This is a genomic window from Streptomyces sp. NPDC055955 (genome assembly GCF_042270245.1).
Lineage (GTDB): Bacteria > Actinomycetota > Actinomycetes > Streptomycetales > Streptomycetaceae > Streptomyces.
In genome coordinates this window covers 413,390-438,648 of the sequence record NZ_JBHJYS010000001.1, presented here as the reverse complement: position 1 = coordinate 438,648, position 25,259 = coordinate 413,390, and the positions used below count along the sequence as shown (strand labels likewise).

The window sequence follows — 25,259 nt, the reverse complement described above, 5'->3', positions numbered from 1 at the left end:
TCCACCCTTGTTCACCACCCGGCCGACCCTGCAAGGCACCTTCGGCATGGTCTCGTCCACCCACTGGCTCGCCTCGCAGTCGGCCATGGCCGTCCTGGAGAGCGGTGGCAACGCCTACGACGCCGCCGTCGCCGCGGGCTTCGTCCTGCACGTCGTCGAACCCCACCTGAACGGCCCCGCCGGCGAGGTCCCGATCATCCTCGCCCCCGCCGGCGGGGACGTCAGCGTCCTGTGCGGGCAGGGCGTCGCGCCCGCCGGGGCCACCGTCGCCCACTACCGCTCCCTCGGCTTGGACCTCGTCCCCGGCACCGGCCCCCTGGCCGCCGCCGTGCCCGGCGCCTTCGACGCCTGGATGCTCCTGCTGAAGGACCACGGCACCAAGTCCCTCGCGGAGGTGCTGAGTTACGCGATCGGGTACGCCGAGGACGGGCACGCGCCCGTGGAGCGCGTCGGTGAGACCGTCGAGACCGTGCGCGCCCTGTTCGAGAACGAGTGGCCCTCCTCGGCCGAGGTCTACCTCAAGGACGGCGCCTCCCCGAAGCCCGGCGAGCTCTTCCGCAACCCGCAGCTCGCCGCGACGTGGCGACGCGTCATCGAGGAGGCCGAGGAGATCGCGGGCGACGCCGCCGACAAGCGTGTCGCCGAGATCGAGGCCGCCCGCGCGATCTGGCGCGAGGGCTTCATCGCGGAGGCCCTCGTCCGGCAGGCCGGCCGGCCCACCATGGACACCAGCGGCACCCACCACACCGGCACGCTCACCGCCGCCGACCTGGCAGGCTGGTCGGCGACCTACGAGGCGCCCGCCACGTACGACTGGAACGGCTGGACCCTGTGCAAGGCCGGCGGCTGGAGCCAGGGCCCCGCCTTCCTCCAGCAGCTCGCCCTCCTCCCCGACGAGCTGCCCGCCTACGGCTCCGCCGAGTACGTCCACCTGCTCGTCGAGGGCTGCAAGCTCGCCATGGCCGACCGTGAGGCCTGGTACGGGGACGCCGGCCCCGAGGACGTGCCCGTCGCCGAGCTCCTGTCCGACGAGTACAACACCGCGCGCCGCGCCCTCATCGGCGACAAGGCGTCCCACGAGCTGCGTCCGGGCAGCCCGCGCGGCGCCGAGCCCCGGATCTCCGCGCACGCGCACGCCGTGGCGGCGGGCGACGACGGGTTCGACGCCATGGGGATAGCGGGCGCCGGCGCCGGTGAGCCCACCGTCGCCAAGAGCGGGGACCAGGAGGTCGCCGCGGACGGCGCGACCCGTGGCGACACCTGCCACCTCGACGTCGTCGACCGCTGGGGCAACATGGTCGCCGCGACGCCCTCCGGCGGCTGGCTCCAGTCGAACCCCGTCGTGCCCGAGCTCGGCTTCCCGCTCGGCACCCGTCTCCAGATGGCCTGGCTGGAGGAGGGCCTGCCGAACTCGCTCACTCCGGGACGCCGCCCCCGGACGACGCTGACGCCCTCTCTCGCGCTGAAGGACGGCGTGCCGGTCCTCGCGTTCGGCACGCCCGGAGGCGACCAGCAGGACCAGTGGCAGGTCCACTTCTTCCTCGCCGTCGCCCTGCGCGCGGCCGTGCGCGGCGGGCTCGACCTCCAGGGCGCGGTCGACGCCCCGAACTGGCACAACGACTCCTTCCCCGGCTCCTTCTACCCGCGCGGCATGCGGCCCGGCAGCGTCACCGTCGAGTCCCGCGTCGGCGAGGACGTCGTCGAGGAGCTGCGCCGCCGCGGCCACGACGTGACGGTCGGCGAGCCCTGGTCGGAGGGCCGCCTGTGCGCCGTCGCCCGTGACCCGCAGACCGGCGTCCTGTCGGCCGCGGCCAACCCGCGCGGCATGCAGGGGTACGCCGTCGGCCGCTGACGGATCGGGCGGTGTACGGACAGGGGTGGAGTTCCGCGGTTTTCACTGGGATTCCACCCCGCGTACACCGGGCGGGTACGCATTGTCAGTGGAGCGTGCTCTCATGGACGCATGATCGAAGCACAGGAAACGACGGAAAGCATCGACGACTTTCTCGTACACGGGGTCACCGAGGTGGAGCGCGCCGTGCGCGCCGCCGCAGCCGCAGAGGTGATGCCCCGCTTCCGGCAGCTCGCCGAGGGTGACGTCGCCCAGAAGAGCGGCCCGCACGACCTCGTGACCACGGCCGACCGGCTCGCCGAGGAATTCCTGACCCGTGAACTGGGCGCCCTGCTGCCCGGCTCCGTCGTGGTCGGCGAGGAGGCGGTGCACGCCGACTACGCGGTCTACGACGCGATAGGCGAGGACGCCCCGGTGTGGATCGTCGACCCGGTCGACGGCACCCGCCAGTTCGTCCACGGAGACCCCGGGTTCTGCATGCTCGTCGCGCTCGCCCAGCACGGCACGGTCCTCGCCTCCTGGACGTTCGCACCCGCGCTCGGCGAGTTCGCCGTGGCGGTCCGCGGCAAGGGGGCCTGGCTCAACGGCGAGGCGCTGCACGCCGGTTCGCCCGATGCGGACGAGCCCATCGACGTGGCGACGTCGCACCCCGACTACACGACGGACGCGCAGAAGCGCGACCTCCTGGGCCTGTGGGCCGACGGGGTGCGCCCGCGCCCGTGCGGCTCGGCCGGCCTCGAGTATCTGGCCGTCGCCCGCGGCGAGTTGGACGCCACCGCCTTCTCGTGGGAAGCAGCCTGGGACCACGCGGCGGGGCTGCTGCTCGTCGAGGAGGCGGGCGGCACGCACCTGACGAAGGACGGCGAGCCCTTCCGGATCACCGGGGGGAACGCGCTGCCGTTCACGGCGGCCCGGGACAGGGCCACGGCCCGGCGCGTGGTGGAGCTGTTCGGCGGCGAGTGACCCGGCGGCCGGACGCCCGACCGGCGCCCGCGCCCATGACCTGCGCCGACCCTCGGCACACCCCCGCGCAGCCCGTCCGGGAACGCCCCGCGCCCCGGCAGTGTCAGCCCTGCGGCATATCCTGGCGGCCAGTGACCTCGGCTGACAAAGGAGTCCGAAGGTGCCGTCGATGCTCGATGCCGTCGTCGTGGGGGCGGGACCGAACGGCCTGACCGCTGCCGTGGAGCTGGCCCGCCGAGGTCTTTCCGTGGCCGTCTTCGAGGCCAGGGACACCGTCGGCGGCGGCGCGCGCACCGAGGAGCTCACCCTCCCCGGATTCCGCCACGACCCGTGCTCGGCCGCTCACCCTCTGGGGATCAACTCGCCCGCGTTCAGGGACATGCCGCTGGACCGGTACGGCCTGGAGTGGCTGCACGCCGACCTCCCCATGGCGCACCCCTTCCCCGACGGCAGCGCGGCCGTGCTGTCACGCTCCGTCGCCGAGACGGCCGCCTCGTTCGGCCCGCACGACGCGGGCGCCTACCGCCGTCTCGTCGCCCCTCTCCTGCCCAAGTGGGACGCACTCGTGCGGGACTTCATGGCGCTGCCGCTGACCACGCTGCCGCGCGACCCGCTCACCCTGGCCCGCTTCGGGCTCGCGGGGCTTCCGCCGTCCACCTGGCTGATGCGCCGGTTCCGCGACGACCGGGCGCGCGCTCTGTTCTCCGGCCTCGTCGCCCACGCCATCGCCCCGCTCGGCGGCCTCGGCACGGGGGCCGTCGGCCTCGTCTTCGCGCTCGCCGGCCACGCGCGCGGCTGGCCCGTCGCCCGTGGGGGCTCGCAGTCGATCTCCGACGCGCTCACCGCGTACCTCAAGGACCTCGGCGGAGCCGTCCACACGAACTACGAGGTCAAGCGCCTCGACGACCTGCCGCCCGCCCGTGCCTACATCTTCGACACCTCGCCCACGGCGCTCGCCCGCATCGCCGGGCTCGGCGGCTACTACGAGCGCTTCCGGTACGGCGCGAGCGTCTTCAAGCTCGACTACGCGCTCGACGGACCCGTGCCATGGACGGCGAAGGAGGCCCGCAGCGCGGGCACCGTCCAGGTCGGGCCCGGCAGCCGTGACGTCGCGGCGGCCCTGCGCGCCGCGTCACGCGAGGGCCGCGCCCCGGACAAGCCCTTCCTCATCACCGTCCAGCCCAGTGTCATGGACCCCTCCAGAGCCCCGGAGGGCCGGCACGTCTTCTGGGCGTACGGGCATGTCCCGAGCGGCTGGGACGGTGACCTCACCGACGCCGTCGAGCGGCAGCTGGAGCGCTTCGCGCCCGGGTTCCGCGACCGGATCCTGGCGCGGGCCACCGCGGGACCGCCCGAGCTGGCCGCGCGGAACGCGAACTATGTGGGCGGTGACATCGCCTGCGGCGCGGTGAGCGGTCTCCAGCTGCTGCTGCGGCCGAAACTGTCCCTGTCGCCGTACACGACGCCGCACCCCGCTGTCTTCATCTGCTCGTCCGCGAGCCCGCCGGGGCCGGGCGTCCACGGCATGTCCGGGCACAACGCGGCCAAGGCCGTGTGGAGGAGGATCCGCGCGTCATGACCCGAATCACACTGGTCAAGGGCGACATCACCGCCGAGACCGCCGACGCGATCGTGAACGCGGCCAATTCCTCGCTGCTCGGCGGCGGCGGGGTCGACGGCGCGATCCACCGGCGCGGCGGCCCCGAGATCCTCGCCGAGTGCCGCCGACTTCGCGCCTCGCACTACGGCAAGGGCCTGGCCACCGGGCAGGCGGTCGCCACGACGGCCGGAAACCTCGACGCCGGGCATGTGATCCACACCGTCGGCCCGGTGTGGTCCGCTTCCCTGGACCGATCCGAGCTGCTCGCCTCCTGCTACCGCGAGTCGTTGCGTGTGGCGGCCGGGCTCGGCGCCCGGACCGTGGCCTTCCCCGCCATCTCGACCGGGATCTACGGCTGGCCGCTGGACGACGGGGCGCGCATCGCGGTCCGCACCGTGCGGGAGGTCGCCGGGCCGCCGGTCGAAGAAGTGCGGTTCGTCCTCTTCGACGACAGGGCGTACACGGCCTTCGCCGAGGCTCTCGCCGACTGACGGCCCTCCTTCGGGTGCCGGACCGGCGCACACGTTGATGTCGGATTCTCGCCAGCCGGGGGCGGCCGCCTTCGGCCATGCTTGCTTCATGCACACCGACACCGACCGATGCGTCCGGGCCGTCCAGTCCAAGGACGCCCGCTTCGACGGCTGGTTCTTCACCGCCGTCCTGACGACCCGGATCTACTGCAGGCCCAGCTGCCCGGTAGTGCCTCCGAAGCCCGAGAACATGACCTTCCTGCCCAGCGCCGCGGCCTGTCAGCAGGCCGGATTCCGGGCCTGCAAGCGCTGCCGCCCCGACACGAGCCCCGGCTCCCCCGAGTGGAACCAGCGCGCCGACCTGGTGGCCCGTGCCATGCGCCTCATCGGCGACGGCGTCGTCGACCGCGAGGGTGTGCCCGGCCTCGCCGGACGCCTCGGCTACAGCACCCGCCAGGTCGAACGCCAGCTCCTCGCCGAGCTGGGCGCGGGTCCTCTCGCCCTGGCCCGCGCCCAGCGCGCGCAGACCGCGCGCATCCTCGTCGAGACGACCGGGCTGCCGATGGCCGACATCGCGTTCGCCGCCGGCTTCTCCTCGATCCGCACCTTCAACGACACGGTCCGCGAGGTCTTCGCGCTGTCCCCGAGCGAGCTGCGCACCCGCGCGCCCAGGAACGGTGCTGCGGCGCCCGGCGCGATCACGTTGCGCCTGCCGTTCCGTGCCCCGCTCAACCCCGACAACCTCTTCGGTCACCTCGCCGCGACCGCCGTACCGGGCGTGGAGGAGTGGCGCGACGGCGCGTACCGGCGCACGCTGCGCCTGCCCTACGGGCACGGCATCGTGACCCTCACACCCGCCCCCGACCACATCGGCTGCCGCCTCGTCCTCACCGACCAGCGCGATCTGACCGTCGCGATCAGCCGCTGCCGCCGCATGCTCGACCTCGACGCCGACCCCGTCGCCGTCGACGAGCAGCTGCGCGCCGACCCGCTGCTCGCGCCGCTCGTCGACAAGGCGCCGGGCCGCCGGGTGCCGCGCACCGTCGACGAGTCCGAGTTCGCGGTCCGCGCCGTGCTCGGCCAGCAGGTGTCCACGGCCGCCGCCCGCACCCACGCCGCCCGCCTCGTCACCGCGCACGGCGAGCCCGTCGACGACCCCGAGGGCGGCCTCACCCATCTCTTCCCCTCACCGGCGGCCCTGGCGGCCCTCGACCCCGACGCGCTGGCCCTGCCACGCAGCCGCCGCACCACCTTGACCACGCTGGTGCGCGAACTCGCGGAGGGCACCCTCGTCCTCGGCCCCGAGAGCGACTGGGACGAGGCACGCGAACGGCTCATGGCGCTGCCCGGCTTCGGGCCGTGGACGGTCGAGGTCATCGCGATGCGCGCCCTCGGCGATCCGGACGCCTTCCTGCCCACCGACCTCGGAATGCGCCGCGCCGCTCAGGAGCTGGGGCTTCCCCACACCCCGGCCGCGCTCACCGCGCGGGCCGCTTCCTGGCGCCCCTGGCGCGCGTACGCCGTCCAGTACCTGTGGGCCACCGACGACCACCCGATCAACTTCCTCCCCGTGTAAGGGACTCGGCACCATGACAGCCAAGCAGCACCACGTCCTCGACAGCCCCTACGGGCCGCTCACGCTCGTCGCCACCGACGGCACGCTCAGCGGCCTCTACATGACCGACCAGCGCCACCGCCCCGCCGAGGAGACCTTCGGAGAGCGCGACGGACGGCCCTTCGGGGCGGTCGTCGATCAGCTGGAAGCCTATTTCCAGGGCGAGTTGAAGGAGTTCGACCTGCCGCTGCGCCTCGAGGGAACCCCGTTCCAGCGCAGCGTCTGGGAGCAGCTCCAGCGCATCCCGTACGGGGAGACCCGTACGTACGGGGAACTCGCCGAGGCCCTCGGCAACGCGAACGCGTCCCGCGCGGTGGGCCTCGCCAACGGAAAGAACCCCGTCGGCGTCATCGTCCCCTGTCATCGCGTCATCGGTGCGAGCGGCGGCCTGACCGGCTACGGCGGCGGCCTGGAGCGCAAGCAGCGCCTCCTCGACTTCGAACGGGGCGCGGCGCTGTTCTAGTCCTTACGGGGTGAGTGCCCGGGCAGCCGGGGGAGCGCCGTCCCGATGGGTTCGCGCGGACCTCGGCGGCCTGGTCGTCGTGAGGCGTCGGCTCGGAACGCGGGACGACGAGGCGCATTCCGTGGCCCGCCGCGAGTGCCGCGGCGGGCCCTGCCGGGAGGTTCCCGCCGACGGCGAAGAGCATCTGGCTCGCCTTCGTGACCGACACCGCCTCGCCGGCGCCACCGTGTCGGGCCGCCCCGAACATCACGGTCGCCGACTTCGGGATCCCCCGGCACGCCCGGCAGGCGGGACCGTCCTCGCCCGCCTCCACCCGTGCGAAGGCGTCCGCCGTCGCACCCCGGTGCCCATGGCCTGTATGGCGCATCGCTGTCTTCCTCCCGAGTGACCCCGGTGGCGCGAGCCCCCGATCGCTGATGTCTGTACGAAGGAGGACCGGGCAGAAAGCGAGTGACCCATGGAGCGAAAGCACGAGCGCCTCGCGACGCTCTGGGCCGCCGGGGTGGCCGGGGTGGTGTTCGCGATCCTGATGGCCGCGGCGATCGTCCTGATGCGCCTCGCTCTGCCCGCCGGCCCCGAGGGGAACGAGGTGACCGTCGATGCCGCACAGCGCAGCGCCGTGCGGACGGCGCTGGCGCTGCTCCCGTTCGCCGGGATCGCCTTCCTGTGGTTCATGGGCGCCCTGCGCGAGCAGGGCGGCGAGGGTGAGGACCGGTTCTTCTCCACCGTGTTCCTGGGCAGCGGCCTGGTCTTCGTCGCCACTCTGTTCGGCGCCGCCGCGGCAGCCGGCACCGTGCTCGGGGAGAGTCAGCAGCACCCTCCTTTCGGCCGGCAGTTCGCCTACGCCCTGCTGACCACGTACGCCATGCGGATGGCGGCCGTGTTCATCATCACGACCTCGACCATCGGCCGCAGACGCGGCACCCTCCCGCGCCCGCTCGTCGCCATCGGCTATCTGGCGGGCCTCGCGCTGCTCGTGCTGGGAGCGAACGTGCCCTGGTCCGAACTGGTCTTCCCGGCCTGGGCGCTGCTGCTCAGTCTGAACATCCTGAGGGACGGGCGGCCCGCCCGGCCACGGCCGGCCCCGTCGGCCTGAGCCGATCCGCACCGCTCACCCGAACGGCTTCCTTCTCGTCGCCGCATCCCGTCCGGCCACCGAGGGTGGTCACAGAGGGCTGACCGGGCCCTTGGAGAGGACCGATCCCGTGGTAAGGATTGCCGTCGACCTGAACCGCTGTCAGGGGTACGCGCAGTGCGCGTTCCTCGCCCCCGAGATCTTCACCATGCACGGCGATGAGGCGTTGCTGTACGCACCGGAGGCCGACGAGGCGCAGCGCGCGAAGCTGGCCCAGGCCGCCGCGGCCTGCCCGGTCCAGGCCATCCTCGTCGACGCCGTGGACGTACCGGCCGAGGCGGTGTCCGGTGGACGGTGACGGAACCCTGGAACGGCTCAAGCGCGAAGGCCGCATCGTCGTCGTCGGCGCCTCGCTGGCGGGCCTGCGGGCTGCGGAAACCCTGCGGGACGAGGGCTTCGCGGGCTCCCTGACCATCATCGGTGACGAGCCCCACGAGCCGTACGACCGCCCCCCGCTGTCGAAGCAGGTGCTGCTGGGCAGGGCGGCCGCCGACCGTACTGCGCTGCCCAGGACCAGGTCCGTCGACGCGACCTGGCGGCTCGGGGTCCCGGCCACCGGCCTGGACATGCCCGCCAGACGGGTGCGGCTGGCCGACGGCGACGAAGTGCCGTACGACCGGCTGCTGATCGCCACCGGGGTACGGGCGCGACCGTGGCCCCGCGAGGCCGAGGCGGAACTGGACGGCGTCTTCGTGCTGCGGACCCGCGACGACGCGGCCGCGCTCGCCCGCAGGCTCGACGAGGGGCCGAAGCGGGTCCTCGTCATCGGCGCCGGGTTCACCGGCTCGGAGATCGCCTCCGCCTGCCGCGAACGCGGCCTCCCGGTCACCGTCGCCGAGCGCGGCGCGGCGCCCCTGGTCGGCGCTCTCGGCGGGGTGGTCGGCGCGGTCGCCGCCGAGATGCAGCGCGAGCACGGTGTGGACCTGCGGTGCGGGGTCATGGTGACCGCTCTGGAGGGTGATGCCTCGGGGCGGGTGCGCGCCGCGCATCTGTCCGACGGCTCCACCGTGGAGACCGACGTGGTGGTGGTCTCGCTCGGCGCCGTGCGCAACACCGACTGGCTCGCCGGATCCGGACTGGGGGCGGGCCCTCGCGGCATCGCCTGTGACGCCGGCTGCCGCGCCTTCGACGTCCGCGGAATCGTCACCGACGACATCTATGCGGCGGGCGACGTCGCCCGCAGTCCGCACCCCCTGTTCGGCTACCAGTTCCTTTCTCTGGAGCACTGGGGCAACGCCGTCTCCCAGGCCCGGGTCGCGGCGCACAACATGGTCAGCGAGAGCACCGACCGCATCCCCCACATGGAGGTGCCGGCCTTCTGGTCCTCGCAGTTCGGAGTCAACATCAAGTCGGTCGGGGTGCCGTCGCTGGGTACGGAGGTCCTCATCTCGCAGGGGGCGCTCAAGGATCAACGGTTCATCGGCGTCTACGGGTACCAGGGCCGCGTCATCGGCGCGGTCGCCTTCGACCAGGCCCGGTGGCTGCCGTTCTACCAGGAGCTGATCGAGACCACCGCGGCGTTCCCGCCGCCGTTCCACACGGTCGACCGGTGCGCGGACGGACAGCGGCCGGTCGACGCCGACTTCCCCGACCCGTCGGTCCCCACCCACGGTCCGACCGTGACCCTCGGCGGCTACGCGCCGGCCGACCGCCGGATCACGTTCACCCCCGCGCACTGACCCGCACGGCCACGAGGACTCGCCATGACGCAATCCCCCCTGCACCAGATCCTGGACTACGCCAACCGCGCCAACCCGTACCCGATCTACGAAGAGCTGCGGAAGACGCCGGTCCACCACGAAGAGGACGGGCCGTACGTCGTCAGCACCTACTACGAGATCCGCAGCCTCCTGCACGATCCCCGGATCAGCTCCGACGCCCGCAATCTGGCCTCGACCGCCGGCGACCCGCTGGCCGAGTCGGCCCAGGAGGACGAGAGTGCCCTGCCGCCCAGCTTCCTGAGGCTCGACCCTCCGGAACACGACCGGCTGCGGCGTATGACGAACCGGCCCTTCGGCCCGCCGCACTCCCCCCACCGGATCGACGGGATGCGCGGAGAACTTCAGGGCATCGTCTCCGGCCTCATCGACGGCATCGGCGATCCGGGCCGGTTCGACCTGGTGGACCAGTTCTCCTACCCCTTCCCCGTGACAGTGATCTGCCGGCTGCTCGGGATTCCGCGCGAGGACGAGGCACGCTTCCACTCCTGGGCGGACACGATCGCCGCGAGCCTGGACCCCGACCCGGACGCGGATCCCACCGAGCGCGGCAAGACGTCGCGCGACGCCCGGATGCAACTGGGCATGTACTTGGCCGGCCTGATCGAGGAGCGCCGCAAGAACCCCGGCAACGACATGCTCTCCGAGCTGGCGACGGCCAAGGGCGAAGACGGCTCGATGACCACGATGGAACTCCTCAGCACCGCGGCGCTGTTGCTGATCGCGGGCCATGAGACGACCGTCAACCTGGTCACCAACGGAATGCTGACCCTGCTGCGCAACCCCGATGTCCTCGAGCGGCTGCGCGCGGATCCGCGGCTGGCCGTGCCCATCGTCGAGGAGCTGCTGCGCTTCGAGCCGCCGGTGCAACTCGTGCCGCAGCGCACCACCCTCGCCGACATCGAGGTCCGCGGCGTCACCATTCCCAAGGGCGCCTCGCTGTGGCTGGTTCTGGCATCCGGCAACCGCGACCCCCAGCGCTTCGAGGACCCGGACCGCTTCGACCCGGACCGCCGGGACATCCAGCACCTGGGACTGGGCAGCGGCATCCACAGCTGTTTCGGCGCACCGCTCGCCCGGCTGGAGGCCCAGTTCGCCCTGTCGGAACTGGCCAGGAGGCTGGAGAACCCACGGCTGCTGGAGGACCCGCCGCCGTACCGGCAGAACGCCGTGCTGCGCGGGCCCCGGCATCTGCCCATCGCCTGTGACGGGATCCGCCCCTAGGGTCTGCCGTCCGGATCACGCCGGGCTCGCGGGTGCGGGCACCGCGCCTCGGGGCGTTGTCCGTGCGTCGCCGACGCTCCGGGTGGGCTCCTGCGTCCGCCTTGCCCCGCACGGCTCCGGCACCCGCTCCCTGATCCGGCCTGATCCAGACGACAGGCCCTAGGGCCTGTCGTCACCTTCCCGTCTGCCCGGCGGCGTCTGGCACGCACTCCCCCTGGCTCTCGGCTTTGCTCGAGCAGGGGGGACCCCCATGCGGCGTTGCCGGAAAGCCCTGGCAGCTCCGCTACAAGGACTTTCCGGCGCCTTGCGATCGCACGCACCAGACGCCGCCGGGCCCGCCCTTCGGGCGGACGACGGGAATCTGACGACAGGCCCTAGGAGCGCGCCACGCCGAGTTCGCGCAGCAATTTCGGCAGTGCGGTGCCGATGGGTTCGCGGATGACGTCGTCGGCCAGTTCGTCGTACGGCGTCGCCTCGGCGTTGACGATGACGAGCCGCGCCCCGTGATCCGCGGCAACACCGGCGAGGCCGGCGGCGGGCTGCACCTGGAGACTGCTCCCCACGGCGACGAACACCTGACACGCCTTGGTGATCGCGACGGCCTCACCCAGGACCGCCGGATCGAGCCGCTCCCCGAACATCACGGTCGCCGACTTGAGGATGCCACCGCACTCCAGGCACGGCGGATCGTCCTCCCCGGCCTCGACCCGGGCGAGGGCGTCCTCCATGGGCCCACGCGCATGACAGCCGGTACACACGAAACTCCGTGCGGAGCCGTGCAGTTCGATCACCTTGCGGGCGGGCATGCCGGCGAGCTGGTGCAGCCCGTCGACGTTCTGCGTGATGACCCGCAACGGCACCCCGGACCGCTCCAGCTCCGCCACCGCCACATGCGCGGTGTTCGGCTCGGCCTTCAGCGTCCGGTTCCTGCGCCGCATCTGCCACGACCGCCGCCGGATCTCGGGGTCGCCCATGTAGTACTCGTACGTCACGAGCTTCTCGGCCTCGGGATCCGTGCGCCACAGACCGTTCGGCCCGCGGTAGTCCGGGATCCCGGAGTCCGTGGAGATGCCCGCACCACTGAGAATCGCGACGAGAGGCTGCGTGCTCATGCCGCCGAGGGTAGGCGCCCCGCCGGTGGAACCGCGAGGCGATATCGCCGCCTGCCGCCTGCCGCCTGCCGCCTGCCGCGCGAGCCCGCGTCACGCCACGCGGTTGCCGTCCTCCAGCTCGGCCGTGCCCTCGCCCGTGGTGAGCACGTCCAGCGCCGCCAGGACGCGCCGTCCGAGCGAGCCCTGCAGATGTTCCGGCAGGTCGGCGCGGTCCACGAGGCGCCAGGACAGCAGCTCCTCCTCCTGGAGCCTGATCGCCTTGATGCGGTCCTCGTCCAGCACCCCGCCGTCGTAGAGGTACGCGACGAGCGGCGGCCGCGCGGCCGTGCCGGACACCCAGTCGACCGCGAGCAGCCGGCCGATCTCCACGTCGAGGCCGATCTCCTCGGCCGTCTCGCGCCGGGCCCCCTGGCGCGGCGACTCACCGGTGTCGGACTCGACGGTGCCACCGGGCAGCGCCCACCCGTCGCGGTAGTTCGGCTCGACGAGGAGCACACGCCCCCCGGAGTCGCGGAAGAGCGCGGCGGCGCCGCACAGGACACGGGGGAGACCCGCGATGTACGCGGCGAACTCGGCGGAGGCAGTCATGCGGGAAGCCTAACGACCGTGTGCAGGAACGCGCGCCCGCCGGACTAGGCCTCGGCCAACTCGACCGTACGCGCTGCGAGTTCGCTGATCCGCGCGCCGTCGAACCCGAACACCGCGCTGCGCACCCGGTCCTCCAGCGGGTCCTTCCACCGCGCCGGGATCGCCCCCGCCCCGCACAGCACTCCGGCCACGGACCCGGCCGTCGCGCCGTTCGAGTCGGTGTCCAGGCCGCCGCGCACCGTGAGCGCGAGGGTGCGGGTGAAGTCCCCGTCGCCGTACAGGAGCCCGGCCGTGATGACGGCCGCGTTCGGGACCGTGTGGATCCAGCCGAGCCCGGCCGTCTCCTCCTCCAGCGTGGCCAGCGTCTCCTCCCAGCTCAGCCGCGACTCGTGGAGCGACGCCGTGCGGCGCACCGTGCGGGCCAGGCGGCTGCTCGCGGGGATCACGGTGAGCGCGGTGTCGAGCGCCGCGCGCGGGCCCGGCGCCGTGAACGCCGCCGCGACGAGCGCCGCCGCCCACATCGCCCCGTACACGCCGTTTCCCGTATGGGACAGGACCGCGTCGCGGCGGGCCAGGGAGGCGGCGCGGCGCGGGTCGCCCGGGCAGGTCCAGCCGAAGACGTCGGCCCGGATCAGCGCGCCGATCCACTCCTGATAGGGGTTGTCGTACGTCGCCGTGAGCGGTGGCTTCAGCCCGTTCGCGAGATTGCGGTACGCCACCCGCTCCGCGGTGAACGTCTGCAGATACGGCAGCCTCAGCAGCCACAGATCACCCACCTGTTCCGTGGAGAAGCCGAAGCCGTAGGTCTCCAGGAGGTGCAGGCCGAGGATCGCGTAGTCCACGTCGTCGTCCCGGCAGCTGCCGTGGATCCGGCCGCGCACGCACCGGCGCCACTCGGGGCGCAGAGCGAGGCCGTCGGACTCGTCGGCGGGCTCGGGCAGATAGTCGGTGAGCGGCAGGGCGGCGGCCCGCCGCAGATAGCCGTCGATACGCGCCCGGGTCCAGTACTCGCCCTGCTCCACCGGCTTGCCGAGCATGTTGCCCGCGATCCGGCCGAGCCAGCCACCGTGCACCCGGTCCTGGAGGTTGCTGCCCACTGGGGTCATGTCCTTGGTGTACCCGATGAGGGGGCGTGGCGGGGCGAGGCGTTCCGCCGCGGGCGCCGGAGCGTCCGCACGCGCCCGGCTGATCGATCATTTCCGTGCTCAGGACGCCCCGCTATGGGAGGGAATATCGGGGCTTATCGTCCGCGTGCGCCGTTTCGCGGACCGGACAGCCATGGGCAGGGGCCCCCACCTCCGGTTAAGGTCTCAGCGGCGCGACTGCCTTGCGCGAGCAAGGCGCGAAAGCAAGGGGAATGCAAGGTGGCGGACGCTGGAGTGACGGCGGAGCACGTGCTCATCGCCGCGGACAAGTTCAAGGGCTCGCTCACGGCCGTGCAGGTCGCCGAGCGGGTCACGGCCGGCCTGCGGCGGATCGCGCCCGGGGTGACGGTCGAGTCCGTGCCCGTCGCGGACGGCGGGGACGGCACGGTGGCCGCGGCCGTGGCGGCCGGTTTCGAGCGCCGCGAGGTGCGGGTGACCGGGCCGCTCGGTGACGAGGTCACGGCGGCGTACGCCCTGCGCGACGGCACGGCCGTCGTCGAGATGGCCGAGGCGTCCGGGCTCCAGCTGCTGCCCGAAGGCGTCTTCGCGCCGCTGACCTCGACCACGTACGGATCCGGCGAACTGCTCGCCGCGGCGCTCGACGCGGGCGCCCGCTCCATCGTGTTCGGCGTGGGCGGCAGCGCCACGACCGACGGCGGCGCCGGCATGCTGGCCGCGCTCGGCGCGCGCTTCCTGGACGCGGACGGCAAGCCCGTCGGCCCGGGCGGCGGGCCCCTCGCCGACCTGGCCACGGCCGACCTCTCGGGGCTCGACCCGCGCCTGGCCGACGTGGAGATCGTCCTCGCCAGCGATGTCGACAACCCGCTGACCGGCCCGAAGGGCGCGCCCGCGGTGTACGGCCCGCAGAAGGGCGCGACGGCGGACGACGTCGCCGCCCTGGACGCGGCGCTGGCCCACTTCGCGCGGGTCCTGGCCGAGGCGATCGGCCCGAAGGCACTCGAGTACGCCGAGTCGCCCGGGGCCGGAGCCGCCGGCGGGATCGGATACGGCGCCCTCGTGGGCCTCGGGGCGGGCTTCCGGGCCGGGATCGAGGTCATGCTCGACGTCCTCGGCTTCGCGCCCGCGCTCGCCCGCGCGACCCTCGTCGTCACCGGCGAGGGCTCCCTCGACGAGCAGACGCTGCACGGCAAGGCCCCGGCGGGCGTCGCCGCGGCGGCCCGCGCGGCGGGCATCGAGGTCGTGGCGGTCTGCGGCCGCCTCGCCCTCCCCCCGGAGGCCCTGGGCCGTGCGGGCATCCGCCGTGCCTACGCCCTCACGGACGTGGAGCCGGACGTGGCCCGCTGCATCGCCGAGGCGGGCCCGATCCTGGAGACGGTGGCGGAGCGGATCGCCCGCGATTTCCTCGTGTGACGCCTGGCGCCTGACATCTGACGCGCGCCGGGGTGAGGGGTGACTCGCATCCCGGCGCGAGCGGGTGCGCGTCGGGGGGCAGGGCATTCAGCTCGTCGAACCCCTCGCCGCTGCCGAGCGCGACCACACCGACCTCGCGGCCGTCCGCATCCGCCGGATGAACCGGACGTCCGGATTCTGGCTTCCGCTGCACGCCCGTCGTGCCGCTGGAACGGCGGACGCCCGCCGTGCCGGCCGGCGCGCAGCACCACCGCGCGTACGGACCGTGCTCCGGCAGACCGGGCCCGGAGCGCCGGAGGTCGCCGAGGGGCTACACACCGTCCGCGCCCTGATCCCCGGTGAGGCCGCGCCAGTAGCGGTCGGCGGGCTCCCGCAGCGTCCGCCACGCGTCGACGAACAGCCGGGTCGCGGCGCGGCCCGGCCAGTCGTCCGGCAGCAGCGCGCCGGGCAGCCGCGGATCGCGCTCGAAGGTCCCGCGCCAGGCGTGCACCAGCCGGGTCCTCGCCACGAACGCGGCCGCGTCGCCGGACGCGTTCCGTGCTGTGCCGAGGTCGGCGAAGCGCGCCACGAACCGCTCGTGGCTCTCCCGGACCGCGGCCAGGTCCCAGGCCTGCTCGACGAGCCGCGCGTCGTCCGGCGTGCGGGACGTCAGCCACAGCGCGTACGGGGCGAGACCCTGTTCACGCAGCAGCTCACGCAGCACCGGCACACCACCGGCGTCGGCGGCCACCCACACCCCCTGCCCGAGCGGACCGAACCCCTCGAACGCCAACTGCTGCTCCACCAGAGCCCGTTCACGCCACGCTCCGGGCGGAACCCGCAGCAGCAGCTGCTGCCACTCGCCGCCCCACGCGGTCTCGTGGACCGCGCGCTCCAGCCGGTGCGTCCACGCGGTGAGCAGCGTCACCAGGCGCGGCTCCAGGACGAGTCGGGTCCTGCGTCCGGCCGGTTCCGTGCGCACCCAGCCCTCCCGGGCGAGCCGCGTCAGGGCCCGGCGCGTCGCCGCCTCACCGATGCCGCAGGCGCCGAGCGCGCCCACGACGGCCCCCGACCACACCTTTCCGTCGCCGGGATAGCGCACGTACTCGCCGAGAACGGTGAGCGCGAGCGTGCGCGCACTGGGCGAACCGTCGCCCCGCCGCCGGGTCCGTGGCTCTTCCAACTTCCGCTCCCTGTGCCGCTGTTGCCGTGTGCGTCTGTTGCTTTGTACGCCGCGCCGCTATAGGACGTAAGAAGCACGATGCCCGACCTTATGTCTCATGTTCCGCCGACGAAAGGCGTACGCGTGCACTCTCCAGCGCATCGACTGCCCACGCGCTTCGGCGCGTTCATCGCGCCGTACCACGGCACCGACGGCAGCCCCGCCCTCCAGATCCGCGGCGACCTCGATCTGGTCCGTCATCTCGACACCCTCGGCTACGACGAGGCGTGGATCGGCGAGCACCACTCCGCCGGACACGAGACCGTCGCGTCGCCCGAGGTGTTCATCGCGGCGGCCGCCGAGCTCACACGGCGGATCAGACTCGGCACGGGCGTGAACTCCCTGCCGTACCACCACCCTCTGATCCTCGCCGACCGGCTGCTCCAGCTCGACCACCAGACGATGGGGCGGGTGATGTTCGGCGCGGGCCCGGGCCAGCTGGCCTCCGACGCGTTCATGATGGGCATCGACCCGCTGCGCCAGCGCGCCATGATGGCCGAGGCGCTCGACGCGATCGTGCGCCTGGTGCGCGGCGAGACGGTGACGCAGCGGACCGACTGGTACGAGCTCGCCGACGCGCGCCTCCAGCTCGGCCCCTACCGGCCCGAGGGCCTCGACATGGCCGTCGCCTCCACCGTCTCCCCCTCCGGCTCCGTCCAGGCGGGCCGGCACGGCATCGGCCTGCTGTCCCTCGCCGCCGCGGACCCGGCCGGGCTCGCGGCCCTGAACGGGAACTGGACGGCGTACGAGAAGTCCTGCGCCCGCCACGGCCACACCGCCGACCGCGCCGCCTGGCGCCTCGTCGTGCCGATGCACCTCGCCGAGACCCGCGAGGCCGCCCGGGAGCAGGCGGCGTACGGGGTACTGCATCTGGTGCGCTACATCGAGGGCCTGTCCGGCACGGAGCTGCCCTGGGGCCGGACCGCGAAGGACGCGCTCGACCGGTGGACGTCCGACGGCTTCCCGGTCTTCGGAGTCGCCACCATCGGCACCCCGGACGACGCGCTGGCCCGTATCGAGGCGCTCGCCGAGGCCTGCGGCGGCTTCGGCACGCTCCTCCTGCTCGACCTGCCGACCGGCACCCCCGCCGCCAAGCGCCGCAGCTACGAGCTCTTCGCCGAACAGGTGGTCCCGCACTGCACCGGCGCGAACCGGCGCCGCACCGCGTCGGCCGCCTGGGCCCACGAGAACAGCGAGCGGTTCGTCGGCGCGATGCGCAGCGCCGCCGAGGCGGCCGTGCGCGGCGGGGGAGAGGCCCGATGAGGGCCGCCGTCCTGCGCCGCGGCCGGTTCGTCGAGGACGAGGTGCCCGAGCCCGTGCCAGGACCGGGCCAGGTCCTCGCCGAGCCGCTCGCCACCGGCATCTGCGGCTCCGACCTGTCCGCCGCCCGCCACACGGACGCCTTCCTGCGCGCCTCCCGCGACTCCGGCACCGAGGCGTTCTGGTTCGACCCCGACGCCGACCTGGTCATGGGGCACGAACTGTGCGCGCGGGTGCTGAGCCCCGGCGAGTGGCGGGGCAAGGTCGTCGTCGGGCTGCCCTGGGCGCTCGACACGGCAGGCACGCTGCGCACCGTCGGATACGCCACCGCCTTCCCGGGCGGCTTCGGGGAGCGCGTCGTGCTCCAGGAGGCCGCGCTGATCCCCGTGCCCGAGCACGTGGCACCGCACGTCGCCGCGCTCACCGAGCCGCTCGCCGTCGGTTTCGGGAACGTCGCGCGGGCCGCGCCCGAGCCCGGCTCCGGGGCCGTCGTCATCGGAGCGGGGCCCATCGGCCTCGGAGCCGTCGCCGCGCTCGTGGAGCGGGGCGTGGCGCCCGTCGTCGTGTCGGAGCCGTCCCCGCGCCGGCGCGCCCTCGCCGAGGCCTTCGGCGCCCACGTGTGTGTCGACCCGGCGGCGGCCGACCCCTTCGACGCGTGGCGGGCGGCCGCGCCCGCGGGCACGCCGCTCACGGTCCTGGAGTGTTCCGGCCGGGCCGGCATGTTCAACGAGATCCTGCACAGGGCGCCTCCCCGGACGCGGGTGCTCCTCATCGGGGCCTGCATGACGGAGGACGTCTTCACGCCCGTGGTGGGCCTCTACAAGGACATCACCGTGACCATGTGCATGGCGTATCCGCCGGAGGAGTTCGCCAGGACCCTGGAGCGCATCGCGGACGGCACGATCGACGCGGCCGCGCTCGTCACGGGCCAGGTGGGCCTCGCCGGGGTGTCCGCGGCCCTGGACACGCTCCGCCGGCCCGACGACCACGTGAAGGTCCTCGTACGCCCCGGCCTGCCCGGCACCGGCCTGCACCCCGCGCCCTGAGACGGACGAAGGGCCCCGAACCAAGCGGTTCGGGGCCCTTCGGCGTTACGTGTACCGGTTACGGCAGCTGCGCGGCGCGTGCCTCGCGGCGGTTGTCCCGGAAGTTGTTCACCCTCCGGGCCGTCGCGAACAGCGGGATCACGGCGCCGAGGACCAGCTGGAGCGCGCAGCCGGTCTGGAGCAGCAGCTGGCCGCCGGGGGCGTCGAACGCCCAGGCCGCCAGGAGCCCCATCGCCGCCACGATCCACCCCAGCATCGCGACAGCGAGCGGACCGCGCGGCTTCGGGTACTCGACGCGGCTCACCATCAGCCAGGCCGTCCCGATGATCGCGAGGACCGTGGCCACGAAGGGCAGCTCGAGGAGCACGATCGACACGACCGTGAGCGCCCCGAAGGGGCTCGGCATGCCCTGGAAGGTGCCGTCCTTCACCGTCACGCACGAGAATCTCGCGAGCCTGAGCACGACGGCCAGGAGCACCACGATGGCGCCCACCGCCGCGACCCGCTGATGCGCGTCGTCCGCGACCATGCCGTACACGAGGACGAAGTACGCGGGTGCGAGGCCGAAGCTGATGAGGTCCGAGAGGTTGTCCAGCTCGGCGCCCATCGGCGACGAGCGGAGCTTGCGCGCCACCAGGCCGTCGAACAGGTCGAAGATCGCCGCGGCCAGCATCAGGATCACGGCCGTGGCAGCGCTGTGCCGGGCCATGCCGGAGTCGTTGCTGCCCTGGATGTGCGGGATCAGGATGCCGGTCGTCGTGAAGTAGACGGCCATGAAACCGCACGTCGCGTTACCGAGGGTGAGGGTGTCCGCTATCGACAGGCGCAGTGAAAGCGGCATTTCCTCCGCTTCGTCCGCCTCCTCGGCCTCGGGCACCCACCCGGCCTGCGTCTCTGGATCAGTCACGGTCAATGCGAGTCACCCCAGCCACGGTCTTCTGGCCGACCTCGAGCGCGACCTCGACACCCTCGGGGAGGTAGATGTCGACGCGCGACCCGAAGCGGATCAGACCGATGCGCTCGCCCTGCTCGAGCTTGGTGCCCTGCGGGACGTACGGGACGATCCGGCGGGCGACCGCGCCGGCGATCTGCACCATCTCGATGTCGCCGAGCTCGGTGTCGAAGTGCCAGACAACGCGCTCGTTGTTCTCGCTCTCCTTGTTGAACGCCGGGACGAACCCGCCGGGGATGTGCTCCACGGACGTCACCGTGCCCGCGAGGGGCGCGCGGTTGACGTGGACGTTCAGCGGGCTCATGAAGATCGCGACCCGGGTCCTCCCGTCCTTCCACGGCATGATGCTCTGCACCACGCCGTCGGCAGGGGAGATGACCCGGCCGGGGGCGATCTCACGCTCGGGGTCGCGGAAGAACCACAGCATGCCGGCCGCCAGAGCGGTGGCGGGTACGGCTACTGCGGCGGCCTTCTTGGAGCGACGCGAACGGGCCAGGCTCAGGGCGGCTGTGGCGACGGTCGGCAGGAGCCACGGCGATGCTCCGCGCGCAATGCGTCCACCGAGGACGCCGTCGCGTGGTGCAGAGGTTTGGCTGTGGGGCATGGATGACCTTCGTAGCGGATGATGCCGCGCTCTGTACGGGGGGACGGCGGCTTTTCCGGGATGCTATCGGTTGCGAGCCACAACTGGGCAAGCCAGGAAGCTGAGTCGGCGGCTGAAGAGTGCTGACAGGGTGTGATCTTCTTCTCGAACAAAACACCCCGTAGCGGACATTCAGCCCTGGAATCGATACTCCTCGAGCAGGCGGCGACCAATGATCATTTTCTGGATCTCGGCGGTACCTTCACCGATCAGCAGCATGGGCGCCTCGCGGTAGAGACGCTCGATCTCGTACTCCTTGGAGAAGCCGTAGCCGCCGTGGATCCGGAAGGCGTCCTCGACCACTTCCTTGCAGTATTCGGAGGCGAGATACTTCGCCATTCCTGCTTCGAGGTCGTTTCGTTCCCCGGAGTCCTTTTTGCGTGCTGCGTTGACCATCATCGCATGGGCGGCCTCGACCTTGGTAGCCATCTCCGCGAGCTTGAACTGGATGGCCTGGTGCTGGGCGATCGGCCTGCCGAAGGTCTGGCGTTGCTGGGCGTAGGAAACCCCCAGCTCAAAAGCACGCTGCGCGACGCCGCAGCCACGTGCCGCGACATTCACGCGGCCGACTTCCACTCCGTCCATCATTTGGTAAAACCCTCGGCCGGTCTCGCCGCCGAGCACCCGATTGGCCGGAATGCGTAGTCCGTCCATGATGAGTTCGGTCGTGTCGACGCCCTTGTAGCCCATCTTGTCGATCTTCCCCGGGATCGTGAGGCCGGGGCGGACCTCTCCGAAGCCGGACTCCTTCTCGACGAGGAAGGTCGTCATCGACTTGTGGGGCGCGGTCCCCTCGGGGTGTCCTTCGTCACTCTTGACCAGAACGGCCACCAGAGACGACGACCCGCCGTTCGTCAGCCACATCTTCTGGCCGTTCAGGACGTACTCGTCCCCGTCCTTCACCGCCTTCGACGAGATCGCCGACACGTCCGAGCCGAGCGCCGGCTCCGACATCGAGAACGCGCCGCGCGTCTCGCCCAGCGCCATGCGCGGCAGGAAGTAGTCCTTCTGCTCCTGCGTGCCGTGCTGCTTGAGCATGTACGCCACGATGAAGTGGGTGTTGATGATGCCGGAGACCGACATCCAGCCGCGGGCGATCTCCTCGACGCACAGCGCGTACGTGAGAAGGGACTCGCCCAGGCCCCCGTACTCCTCGGGGATCATCAGGCCGAACAGACCCAACTCCTTGAGGCCGTCGACGATCTGCTGCGGGTACTCGTCGCGGTGCTCCAGCTCGGTCGCGACCGGGATGATCTCCTTGTCCACGAAGTCGCGGACGGTGGAGAGGATCTCCTGCTGGACGTCGGTGAGACCGGCGGTCTGGGCGAGTCGGCTCATCTCTGCTTCTCCTGCGACTTTGCGTGGTTAATTGGACGGCGTCGGGCGGCCGGGCTGCTCGCCGCCGCGCTCCTTGATGTACGTCTCGGTGGGGACCATGACCTTGCGGCGGAACACGCAGACCAGCGTGCCGTCCTGCTTGTAGCCCTTGGTCTCCACGTGGACGATCCCGCGGTCGTTCTTCGAGCGGGAGGGCGTCTTGTCGAGGACCGTCGTCTCGCCGTAGATCGTGTCGCCGTGGAACGTCGGCGCGACATGGCGCAGCGACTCGATCTCGAGGTTCGCGATCGCCTTGCCCGACACGTCCGGGACGGACATGCCCAGCAGCAGCGAGTAGATGTAGTTCCCCACGACGACGTTCTTGCCGAAGTCGGTCGTGTTCTCCGCATAGTTGCTGTCCATGTGGAGGGGGTGGTGGTTCATCGTCAGGAGACAGAAGAGGTGGTCGTCGTACTCCGTGACCGTCTTTCCGGGCCAGTGCTTGTAGACCGCGCCGACCTCGAACTCTTCGTACGTGCGTCCGAACTGCATGATGCTCAGGCCTCCGGGGCTTCGAACTTCGAGGTGCGCTGCATGCCCGCGGCGCGTCCCTTGCCGGAGATGACGAGGGCCATCTTGCGGCTTGCCTCGTCGATCATCTCGTCGCCCAGCATCGCCGAGCCCTTCTTGCCGCCGGCCTCGGACGTGTAGAAGTCGTACGCGTCCAGGATCAGCTCGGCGTGGTCGTAGTCCTCCTGCGAGGGCGAGAAGATCTCGTTCGCCGCGGCGACCTGGTCCGGGTGCAGCACCCACTTGCCGTCGAAACCGAGGGCCGCGGCGCGCTGCGCGACCGTCTTGTAGCCCTCCTGGTTGCGGATCTGCAGGTAGGGGCCGTCGATCGCCTGGAGGTTGTTGGCGCGGGCGGCCATCAGGATCTTCATCAGGATGTAGTGGTAGGCGTCGGCGTCGTAGCCGGGCGGCTGCTCGCCGACCACCAGGGACTTCATGTTGATGGAGGCCATGAAGTCGGCCGGGCCGAAGATGATGGTCTCGACGCGCTGGGAGGCCGTCGCGATCGCGTTGACGTTGTTGAGGCCCTGCGCGTTCTCGATCTGCGCCTCGATGCCGATCTTGCCGACCTCGAAGCCCATCGTCTTCTCGATCTGCGTGAGCAGCAGGTCGAGCGCGACGATCTGCTGGGCGTCCTGGACCTTCGGCAGCATGATGCAGTCGAGGTTCTGGCCCGCGCCCTCGACGACCGTGACCACGTCGCGGTACGTCCACTCGGTCGTCCAGTCGTTCACGCGCACCACACGCGTCTTGCCCGTCCAGTCGCCCTCGTTCAGGAACTTGACGATGGTGTGCCGCGCCTCCGGCTTGGCCAGCGGGGCGCAGGCGTCCTCCAGGTCCAGGAAGACCTGGTCCGCGGGCAGCCCCTGGGCCTTCTCCAGGAAGCGGGGGTTCGAGCCCGGGACCGCGAGACACGAGCGGCGGGGACGGAGACGGTTGATGGGCGCGGTCATGCGGGGACCTCCAGAGGGTCGAGCTGGTTCGCTTGCCGGATCTCGTCGACGATACGTCCGATGATCTCCGTGATGCCGAAGTCCTTGGGGGTGAAGACGGCGGCCACGCCCGCGCGCTTCAGGTCCTCGGCATCGCCGTTGGGAATGATGCCGCCGACGATCACCGGGATCTCGGCGGCGCCCGCCTCGCGCAGCCGGTCGAGGACGTCGGGCACGAGCGCGGAGTGCGACCCGGAGAGGATCGACAGGCCGACGCAGTGCACGTCCTCGGCGAGCGCGGCGGACACGATTTGTTCGGGCGTGAGCCTGATGCCCTGGTAGACCACCTCGAAGCCCGCGTCACGGGCCCGGACGGCGATCTGCTCGGCGCCGTTCGAGTGCCCGTCGAGGCCCGGCTTGCCGACCAGGAGGCGCAGCTTGCCGCCGAGCTCGTCGCCGGTGCGGCGGACCTTCTCGCGGACGAGCGCGAGCGGCGTGCCCTCCTCGGCGGTGACGGCGACCGGCGCCGACGAGACACCCGTCGGGGCGCGGAACTCGCCGAACACCTCGCGCAGCGCCTGCGACCACTCGCCGGTCGTGACCCCGGCGCGGGCGCACTCGAGCGTGGCTTCCATCAGGTTCTCGGAGCCGGCCGCGGCCTCCTTCAGACGCTCCACGGCCTGCTGGGTGGTCGGGTAGTGGAACGGGTCGCCCATGCCCTGCCGGTCACTCGACTCCTGGCGCGTGGTGCGCCACTCGTCGATGGCCCGCACGACCCGCGACTCGACCTGGTGATCCACCGTCATGATCGCGGCGTCCAGGTCGGCGGTGAGCGGGTTCGGCTCGGTCGACTCGTGGATGTTCACGCCGACGATCTTCTCCTCGCCGCCCTCGATCCGTGCCCGCCGCTCGGCGTGCGAGGAGACGAGCTGCGACTTGAGGTAGCCGGACTCGACGGCGGCCATCGCGCCGCCCATCTCCTGGATCCGCTCGATCTCGGCGAACGAGTCGGCGACGAGCTCGTCGACCTTCTTCTCGATGACGTGCGATCCCGCGAAGATGTCCTCGTACTCCAGCAGGTCGCTCTCGTGTGCGAGGACCTGCTGGATGCGCAGGGACCACTGCTGGTCCCAGGGGCGGGGCAGGCCGAGCGCCTCGTTCCAGGCAGGGAGCTGGACGGCTCGGGCGCGGGCGTCCTTGGACAGCGTCACGGCCAGCATCTCCAGGACGATGCGCTGGACGTTGTTCTCCGGCTGCGCCTCGGTCAGGCCCAGGGAGTTGACCTGGACGCCGTAGCGGAAGCGGCGTTGCTTCGCGTTCTCGATGCCGTATCGCTCGCGTGTGATCTGGTCCCAGATCTGCCCGAACGCCCGCATCTTGCACATCTCCTCGATGAAGCGGACACCCGCGTTCACGAAGAAGGAGATGCGGGCCACGACGTCCCCGAACTTCTCGGCGGGGACCTGCCCTGAGTCGCGTACGGCATCGAGAACGGCGATGGCGGTGGACATCGCGTACGCGATCTCCTGGACCGGTGTGGCCCCCGCCTCCTGGAGGTGGTAGCTGCAGATGTTGATCGGGTTCCACTTCGGCATGTGCCGGACCGTGTACGCGATCATGTCCGTCGTCAGCCGCAGGGAGGGCCCCGGCGGGAACACGTGCGTGCCCCGCGACAGGTACTCCTTGACGATGTCGTTCTGCGTCGTGCCCTGGAGCTGGGTGATGTCCGCGCCCTGCTCCTCGGCGACGACCTGGTAGAGCGCCAGGAGCCACATGGCGGTGGCGTTGATGGTCATCGAGGTGTTCATCTGCTCCAGGGGGATGTCCTGGAACAGCCGGCGCATGTCACCGAGGTGCGAGACCGGCACCCCGACCCGGCCGACCTCGCCGCGGGCGAGGATGTGGTCCGGGTCGTAGCCGGTCTGCGTCGGCAGGTCGAAGGCGACCGACAGACCCGTCTGGCCCTTGGCGAGATTGCGCCGGTACAGCTCGTTGGACGCCTCAGCCGTGGAGTGACCGGCATACGTGCGCATGAGCCACGGCCGGTCCTTCTGGCGCTCAGTCATGTTCCGCTACTCCTTG

At 71.9% G+C, this 25,259-nt stretch carries 23 protein-coding genes; 13 read left to right on the top strand and 10 right to left on the bottom strand.

The features are described from left to right. Positions 1-7: 7 nt before the first annotated feature. The 10 genes from ACFC96_RS01790 (at position 8) to ACFC96_RS01745 (ending at position 11,040) form a co-directional block, all read left to right on the top strand. Entirely contained in the window at positions 8-1,852 is a 1,845-nt protein-coding gene (locus ACFC96_RS01790) for a gamma-glutamyltransferase family protein (protein WP_376251422.1), read from the top strand. 111 nt (positions 1,853-1,963) lie between these two features. Continuing rightward, positions 1,964-2,815 carry an inositol monophosphatase family protein gene (locus ACFC96_RS01785; protein ID WP_376609583.1) on the top strand — a complete coding sequence of 284 codons (852 nt, stop codon included), beginning with the start codon at positions 1,964-1,966 and terminating at the stop codon, positions 2,813-2,815. A 169-nt stretch (positions 2,816-2,984) separates the two neighbouring features. Further along, positions 2,985-4,394, top strand: coding sequence for a phytoene desaturase family protein (locus ACFC96_RS01780; protein ID WP_376251426.1), 1,410 nt, complete (start codon positions 2,985-2,987; stop codon positions 4,392-4,394). Continuing rightward, entirely contained in the window at positions 4,391-4,906 is a 516-nt protein-coding gene (locus ACFC96_RS01775) for an O-acetyl-ADP-ribose deacetylase (RefSeq protein WP_376251427.1), read from the top strand. Before ACFC96_RS01780 ends, ACFC96_RS01775 begins: the two co-directional genes overlap by 4 nt. 88 nt (positions 4,907-4,994) lie before the next feature. Beyond that, the gene (locus ACFC96_RS01770; protein WP_376251429.1) at positions 4,995-6,461 is read left to right on the top strand and encodes a DNA-3-methyladenine glycosylase 2 family protein; all 1,467 of its coding nucleotides are present in this window, start codon (positions 4,995-4,997) and stop codon (positions 6,459-6,461) included. Positions 6,462-6,474: 13 nt separating this feature from the next. After that, positions 6,475-6,963, top strand: coding sequence for a methylated-DNA--[protein]-cysteine S-methyltransferase (locus ACFC96_RS01765; RefSeq protein WP_376609581.1), 489 nt, complete (start codon positions 6,475-6,477; stop codon positions 6,961-6,963). A 457-nt stretch (positions 6,964-7,420) separates the two neighbouring features. Beyond that, the gene (locus tag ACFC96_RS01760) at positions 7,421-8,059 is read left to right on the top strand and encodes a hypothetical protein (RefSeq protein WP_376609579.1); all 639 of its coding nucleotides are present in this window, start codon (positions 7,421-7,423) and stop codon (positions 8,057-8,059) included. A 109-nt stretch (positions 8,060-8,168) separates the two neighbouring features. Next, entirely contained in the window at positions 8,169-8,396 is a 228-nt protein-coding gene (locus ACFC96_RS01755; protein WP_376251434.1) for a ferredoxin, read from the top strand. Continuing rightward, a complete protein-coding gene (locus tag ACFC96_RS01750) occupies positions 8,386-9,777 on the top strand; it encodes an NAD(P)/FAD-dependent oxidoreductase (protein ID WP_376251436.1) in 1,392 nt (463 codons plus the stop codon). Before ACFC96_RS01755 ends, ACFC96_RS01750 begins: the two co-directional genes overlap by 11 nt. Before the next feature lie 24 nt (positions 9,778-9,801). Then, entirely contained in the window at positions 9,802-11,040 is a 1,239-nt protein-coding gene (locus tag ACFC96_RS01745; RefSeq protein ID WP_376609577.1) for a cytochrome P450, read from the top strand. A 374-nt stretch (positions 11,041-11,414) separates the two neighbouring features. On the opposite strand, the gene ACFC96_RS01740 is transcribed toward ACFC96_RS01745, so the two are convergent. The 3 genes from ACFC96_RS01740 to ACFC96_RS01730 all read right to left on the bottom strand — a co-directional run bounded on the left by ACFC96_RS01740 (position 11,415) and on the right by ACFC96_RS01730 (position 13,846). Continuing rightward, on the bottom strand, positions 11,415-12,152 hold the full coding sequence (locus ACFC96_RS01740; protein WP_376609575.1) for an NAD-dependent deacetylase: 738 nt from the start codon (positions 12,150-12,152) through the stop codon (positions 11,415-11,417). Between the two features lie 90 nt (positions 12,153-12,242). Beyond that, positions 12,243-12,740, bottom strand: a complete 498-nt coding sequence (locus tag ACFC96_RS01735) for an NUDIX domain-containing protein (RefSeq protein WP_376609573.1) — start codon at positions 12,738-12,740, stop codon at positions 12,243-12,245. Between the two features lie 44 nt (positions 12,741-12,784). Continuing rightward, positions 12,785-13,846 carry an ADP-ribosylglycohydrolase family protein gene (locus ACFC96_RS01730; RefSeq protein ID WP_376609571.1) on the bottom strand — a complete coding sequence of 354 codons (1,062 nt, stop codon included), beginning with the start codon at positions 13,844-13,846 and terminating at the stop codon, positions 12,785-12,787. A gap of 258 nt (positions 13,847-14,104) precedes the next feature. Between ACFC96_RS01730 and ACFC96_RS01725 the strand changes: the two genes are divergently transcribed. Then, positions 14,105-15,256: a glycerate kinase gene (locus ACFC96_RS01725; protein ID WP_376251445.1), complete on the top strand. Its 1,152-nt coding sequence runs from the start codon at positions 14,105-14,107 to the stop codon at positions 15,254-15,256. A gap of 310 nt (positions 15,257-15,566) precedes the next feature. On the opposite strand, the gene ACFC96_RS01720 is transcribed toward ACFC96_RS01725, so the two are convergent. Continuing rightward, positions 15,567-16,418, bottom strand: a complete 852-nt coding sequence (locus ACFC96_RS01720) for a PaaX family transcriptional regulator C-terminal domain-containing protein (protein WP_376251447.1) — start codon at positions 16,416-16,418, stop codon at positions 15,567-15,569. A 123-nt stretch (positions 16,419-16,541) separates the two neighbouring features. On the opposite strand from ACFC96_RS01720, the gene ACFC96_RS01715 reads away from it, so the two are divergent. Next, positions 16,542-17,720 carry an LLM class flavin-dependent oxidoreductase gene (locus ACFC96_RS01715; protein WP_376609569.1) on the top strand — a complete coding sequence of 393 codons (1,179 nt, stop codon included), beginning with the start codon at positions 16,542-16,544 and terminating at the stop codon, positions 17,718-17,720. Continuing rightward, positions 17,717-18,763 (top strand): zinc-binding dehydrogenase, encoded by a 1,047-nt coding sequence (locus ACFC96_RS01710; RefSeq protein WP_376609567.1) that lies wholly within the window; start codon positions 17,717-17,719, stop codon positions 18,761-18,763. The genes ACFC96_RS01715 and ACFC96_RS01710 overlap by 4 nt, the downstream gene beginning before the upstream one ends. Positions 18,764-18,821: 58 nt before the next feature. Here the strand turns inward: ACFC96_RS01710 and pssA are convergent, their stop codons facing one another. The 6 genes from pssA to ACFC96_RS01680 form a co-directional block, all read right to left on the bottom strand. Then, on the bottom strand, positions 18,822-19,676 hold the full coding sequence (pssA, locus tag ACFC96_RS01705; protein WP_266935349.1) for a CDP-diacylglycerol--serine O-phosphatidyltransferase: 855 nt from the start codon (positions 19,674-19,676) through the stop codon (positions 18,822-18,824). After that, complete coding sequence (locus tag ACFC96_RS01700) at positions 19,663-20,319, bottom strand: phosphatidylserine decarboxylase (protein WP_100591521.1); 657 nt, start codon at positions 20,317-20,319, stop codon at positions 19,663-19,665. The genes pssA and ACFC96_RS01700 overlap by 14 nt, the downstream gene beginning before the upstream one ends. A 171-nt stretch (positions 20,320-20,490) precedes the next feature. Next, a complete protein-coding gene (locus ACFC96_RS01695) occupies positions 20,491-21,696 on the bottom strand; it encodes an acyl-CoA dehydrogenase family protein (RefSeq protein WP_376609565.1) in 1,206 nt (401 codons plus the stop codon). A gap of 27 nt (positions 21,697-21,723) precedes the next feature. Then, positions 21,724-22,227, bottom strand: a complete 504-nt coding sequence (locus ACFC96_RS01690; RefSeq protein WP_376251453.1) for a MaoC family dehydratase — start codon at positions 22,225-22,227, stop codon at positions 21,724-21,726. A gap of 5 nt (positions 22,228-22,232) precedes the next feature. Continuing rightward, positions 22,233-23,198: an HpcH/HpaI aldolase/citrate lyase family protein gene (locus tag ACFC96_RS01685; RefSeq protein WP_376609563.1), complete on the bottom strand. Its 966-nt coding sequence runs from the start codon at positions 23,196-23,198 to the stop codon at positions 22,233-22,235. Further along, positions 23,195-25,243: a protein meaA gene (locus ACFC96_RS01680; protein ID WP_376251457.1), complete on the bottom strand. Its 2,049-nt coding sequence runs from the start codon at positions 25,241-25,243 to the stop codon at positions 23,195-23,197. The genes ACFC96_RS01685 and ACFC96_RS01680 overlap by 4 nt, the downstream gene beginning before the upstream one ends. Positions 25,244-25,259: the final 16 nt, after the last annotated feature.

Bases quoted from the DNA above. Each gene is read 5' to 3' on its own strand.
- ACFC96_RS01785 (WP_376609583.1), top strand. From the start codon at position 1,964: ATGATCGAAGCACAGGAAACGACGGAAAGCATCGACGACTTTCTCGTA.
- ACFC96_RS01780 (WP_376251426.1), top strand. From the start codon at position 2,985: ATGCTCGATGCCGTCGTCGTGGGGGCGGGACCGAACGGCCTGACCGCT.
- ACFC96_RS01775 (WP_376251427.1), top strand. From the start codon at position 4,391: ATGACCCGAATCACACTGGTCAAGGGCGACATCACCGCCGAGACCGCC.
- ACFC96_RS01770 (WP_376251429.1), top strand. From the start codon at position 4,995: ATGCACACCGACACCGACCGATGCGTCCGGGCCGTCCAGTCCAAGGAC.
- ACFC96_RS01765 (WP_376609581.1), top strand. From the start codon at position 6,475: ATGACAGCCAAGCAGCACCACGTCCTCGACAGCCCCTACGGGCCGCTC.
- ACFC96_RS01760 (WP_376609579.1), top strand. From the start codon at position 7,421: ATGGAGCGAAAGCACGAGCGCCTCGCGACGCTCTGGGCCGCCGGGGTG.
- ACFC96_RS01745 (WP_376609577.1), top strand. From the start codon at position 9,802: ATGACGCAATCCCCCCTGCACCAGATCCTGGACTACGCCAACCGCGCC.
- ACFC96_RS01740 (WP_376609575.1), bottom strand. From the start codon at position 12,152: ATGAGCACGCAGCCTCTCGTCGCGATTCTCAGTGGTGCGGGCATCTCC.
- ACFC96_RS01735 (WP_376609573.1), bottom strand. From the start codon at position 12,740: ATGACTGCCTCCGCCGAGTTCGCCGCGTACATCGCGGGTCTCCCCCGT.
- ACFC96_RS01730 (WP_376609571.1), bottom strand. From the start codon at position 13,846: ATGACCCCAGTGGGCAGCAACCTCCAGGACCGGGTGCACGGTGGCTGG.
- ACFC96_RS01710 (WP_376609567.1), top strand. From the start codon at position 17,717: ATGAGGGCCGCCGTCCTGCGCCGCGGCCGGTTCGTCGAGGACGAGGTG.
- ACFC96_RS01700 (WP_100591521.1), bottom strand. From the start codon at position 20,319: ATGCCCCACAGCCAAACCTCTGCACCACGCGACGGCGTCCTCGGTGGA.
- ACFC96_RS01695 (WP_376609565.1), bottom strand. From the start codon at position 21,696: ATGAGCCGACTCGCCCAGACCGCCGGTCTCACCGACGTCCAGCAGGAG.
- ACFC96_RS01690 (WP_376251453.1), bottom strand. From the start codon at position 22,227: ATGCAGTTCGGACGCACGTACGAAGAGTTCGAGGTCGGCGCGGTCTAC.
- ACFC96_RS01685 (WP_376609563.1), bottom strand. From the start codon at position 23,198: ATGACCGCGCCCATCAACCGTCTCCGTCCCCGCCGCTCGTGTCTCGCG.
- ACFC96_RS01680 (WP_376251457.1), bottom strand. From the start codon at position 25,243: ATGACTGAGCGCCAGAAGGACCGGCCGTGGCTCATGCGCACGTATGCC.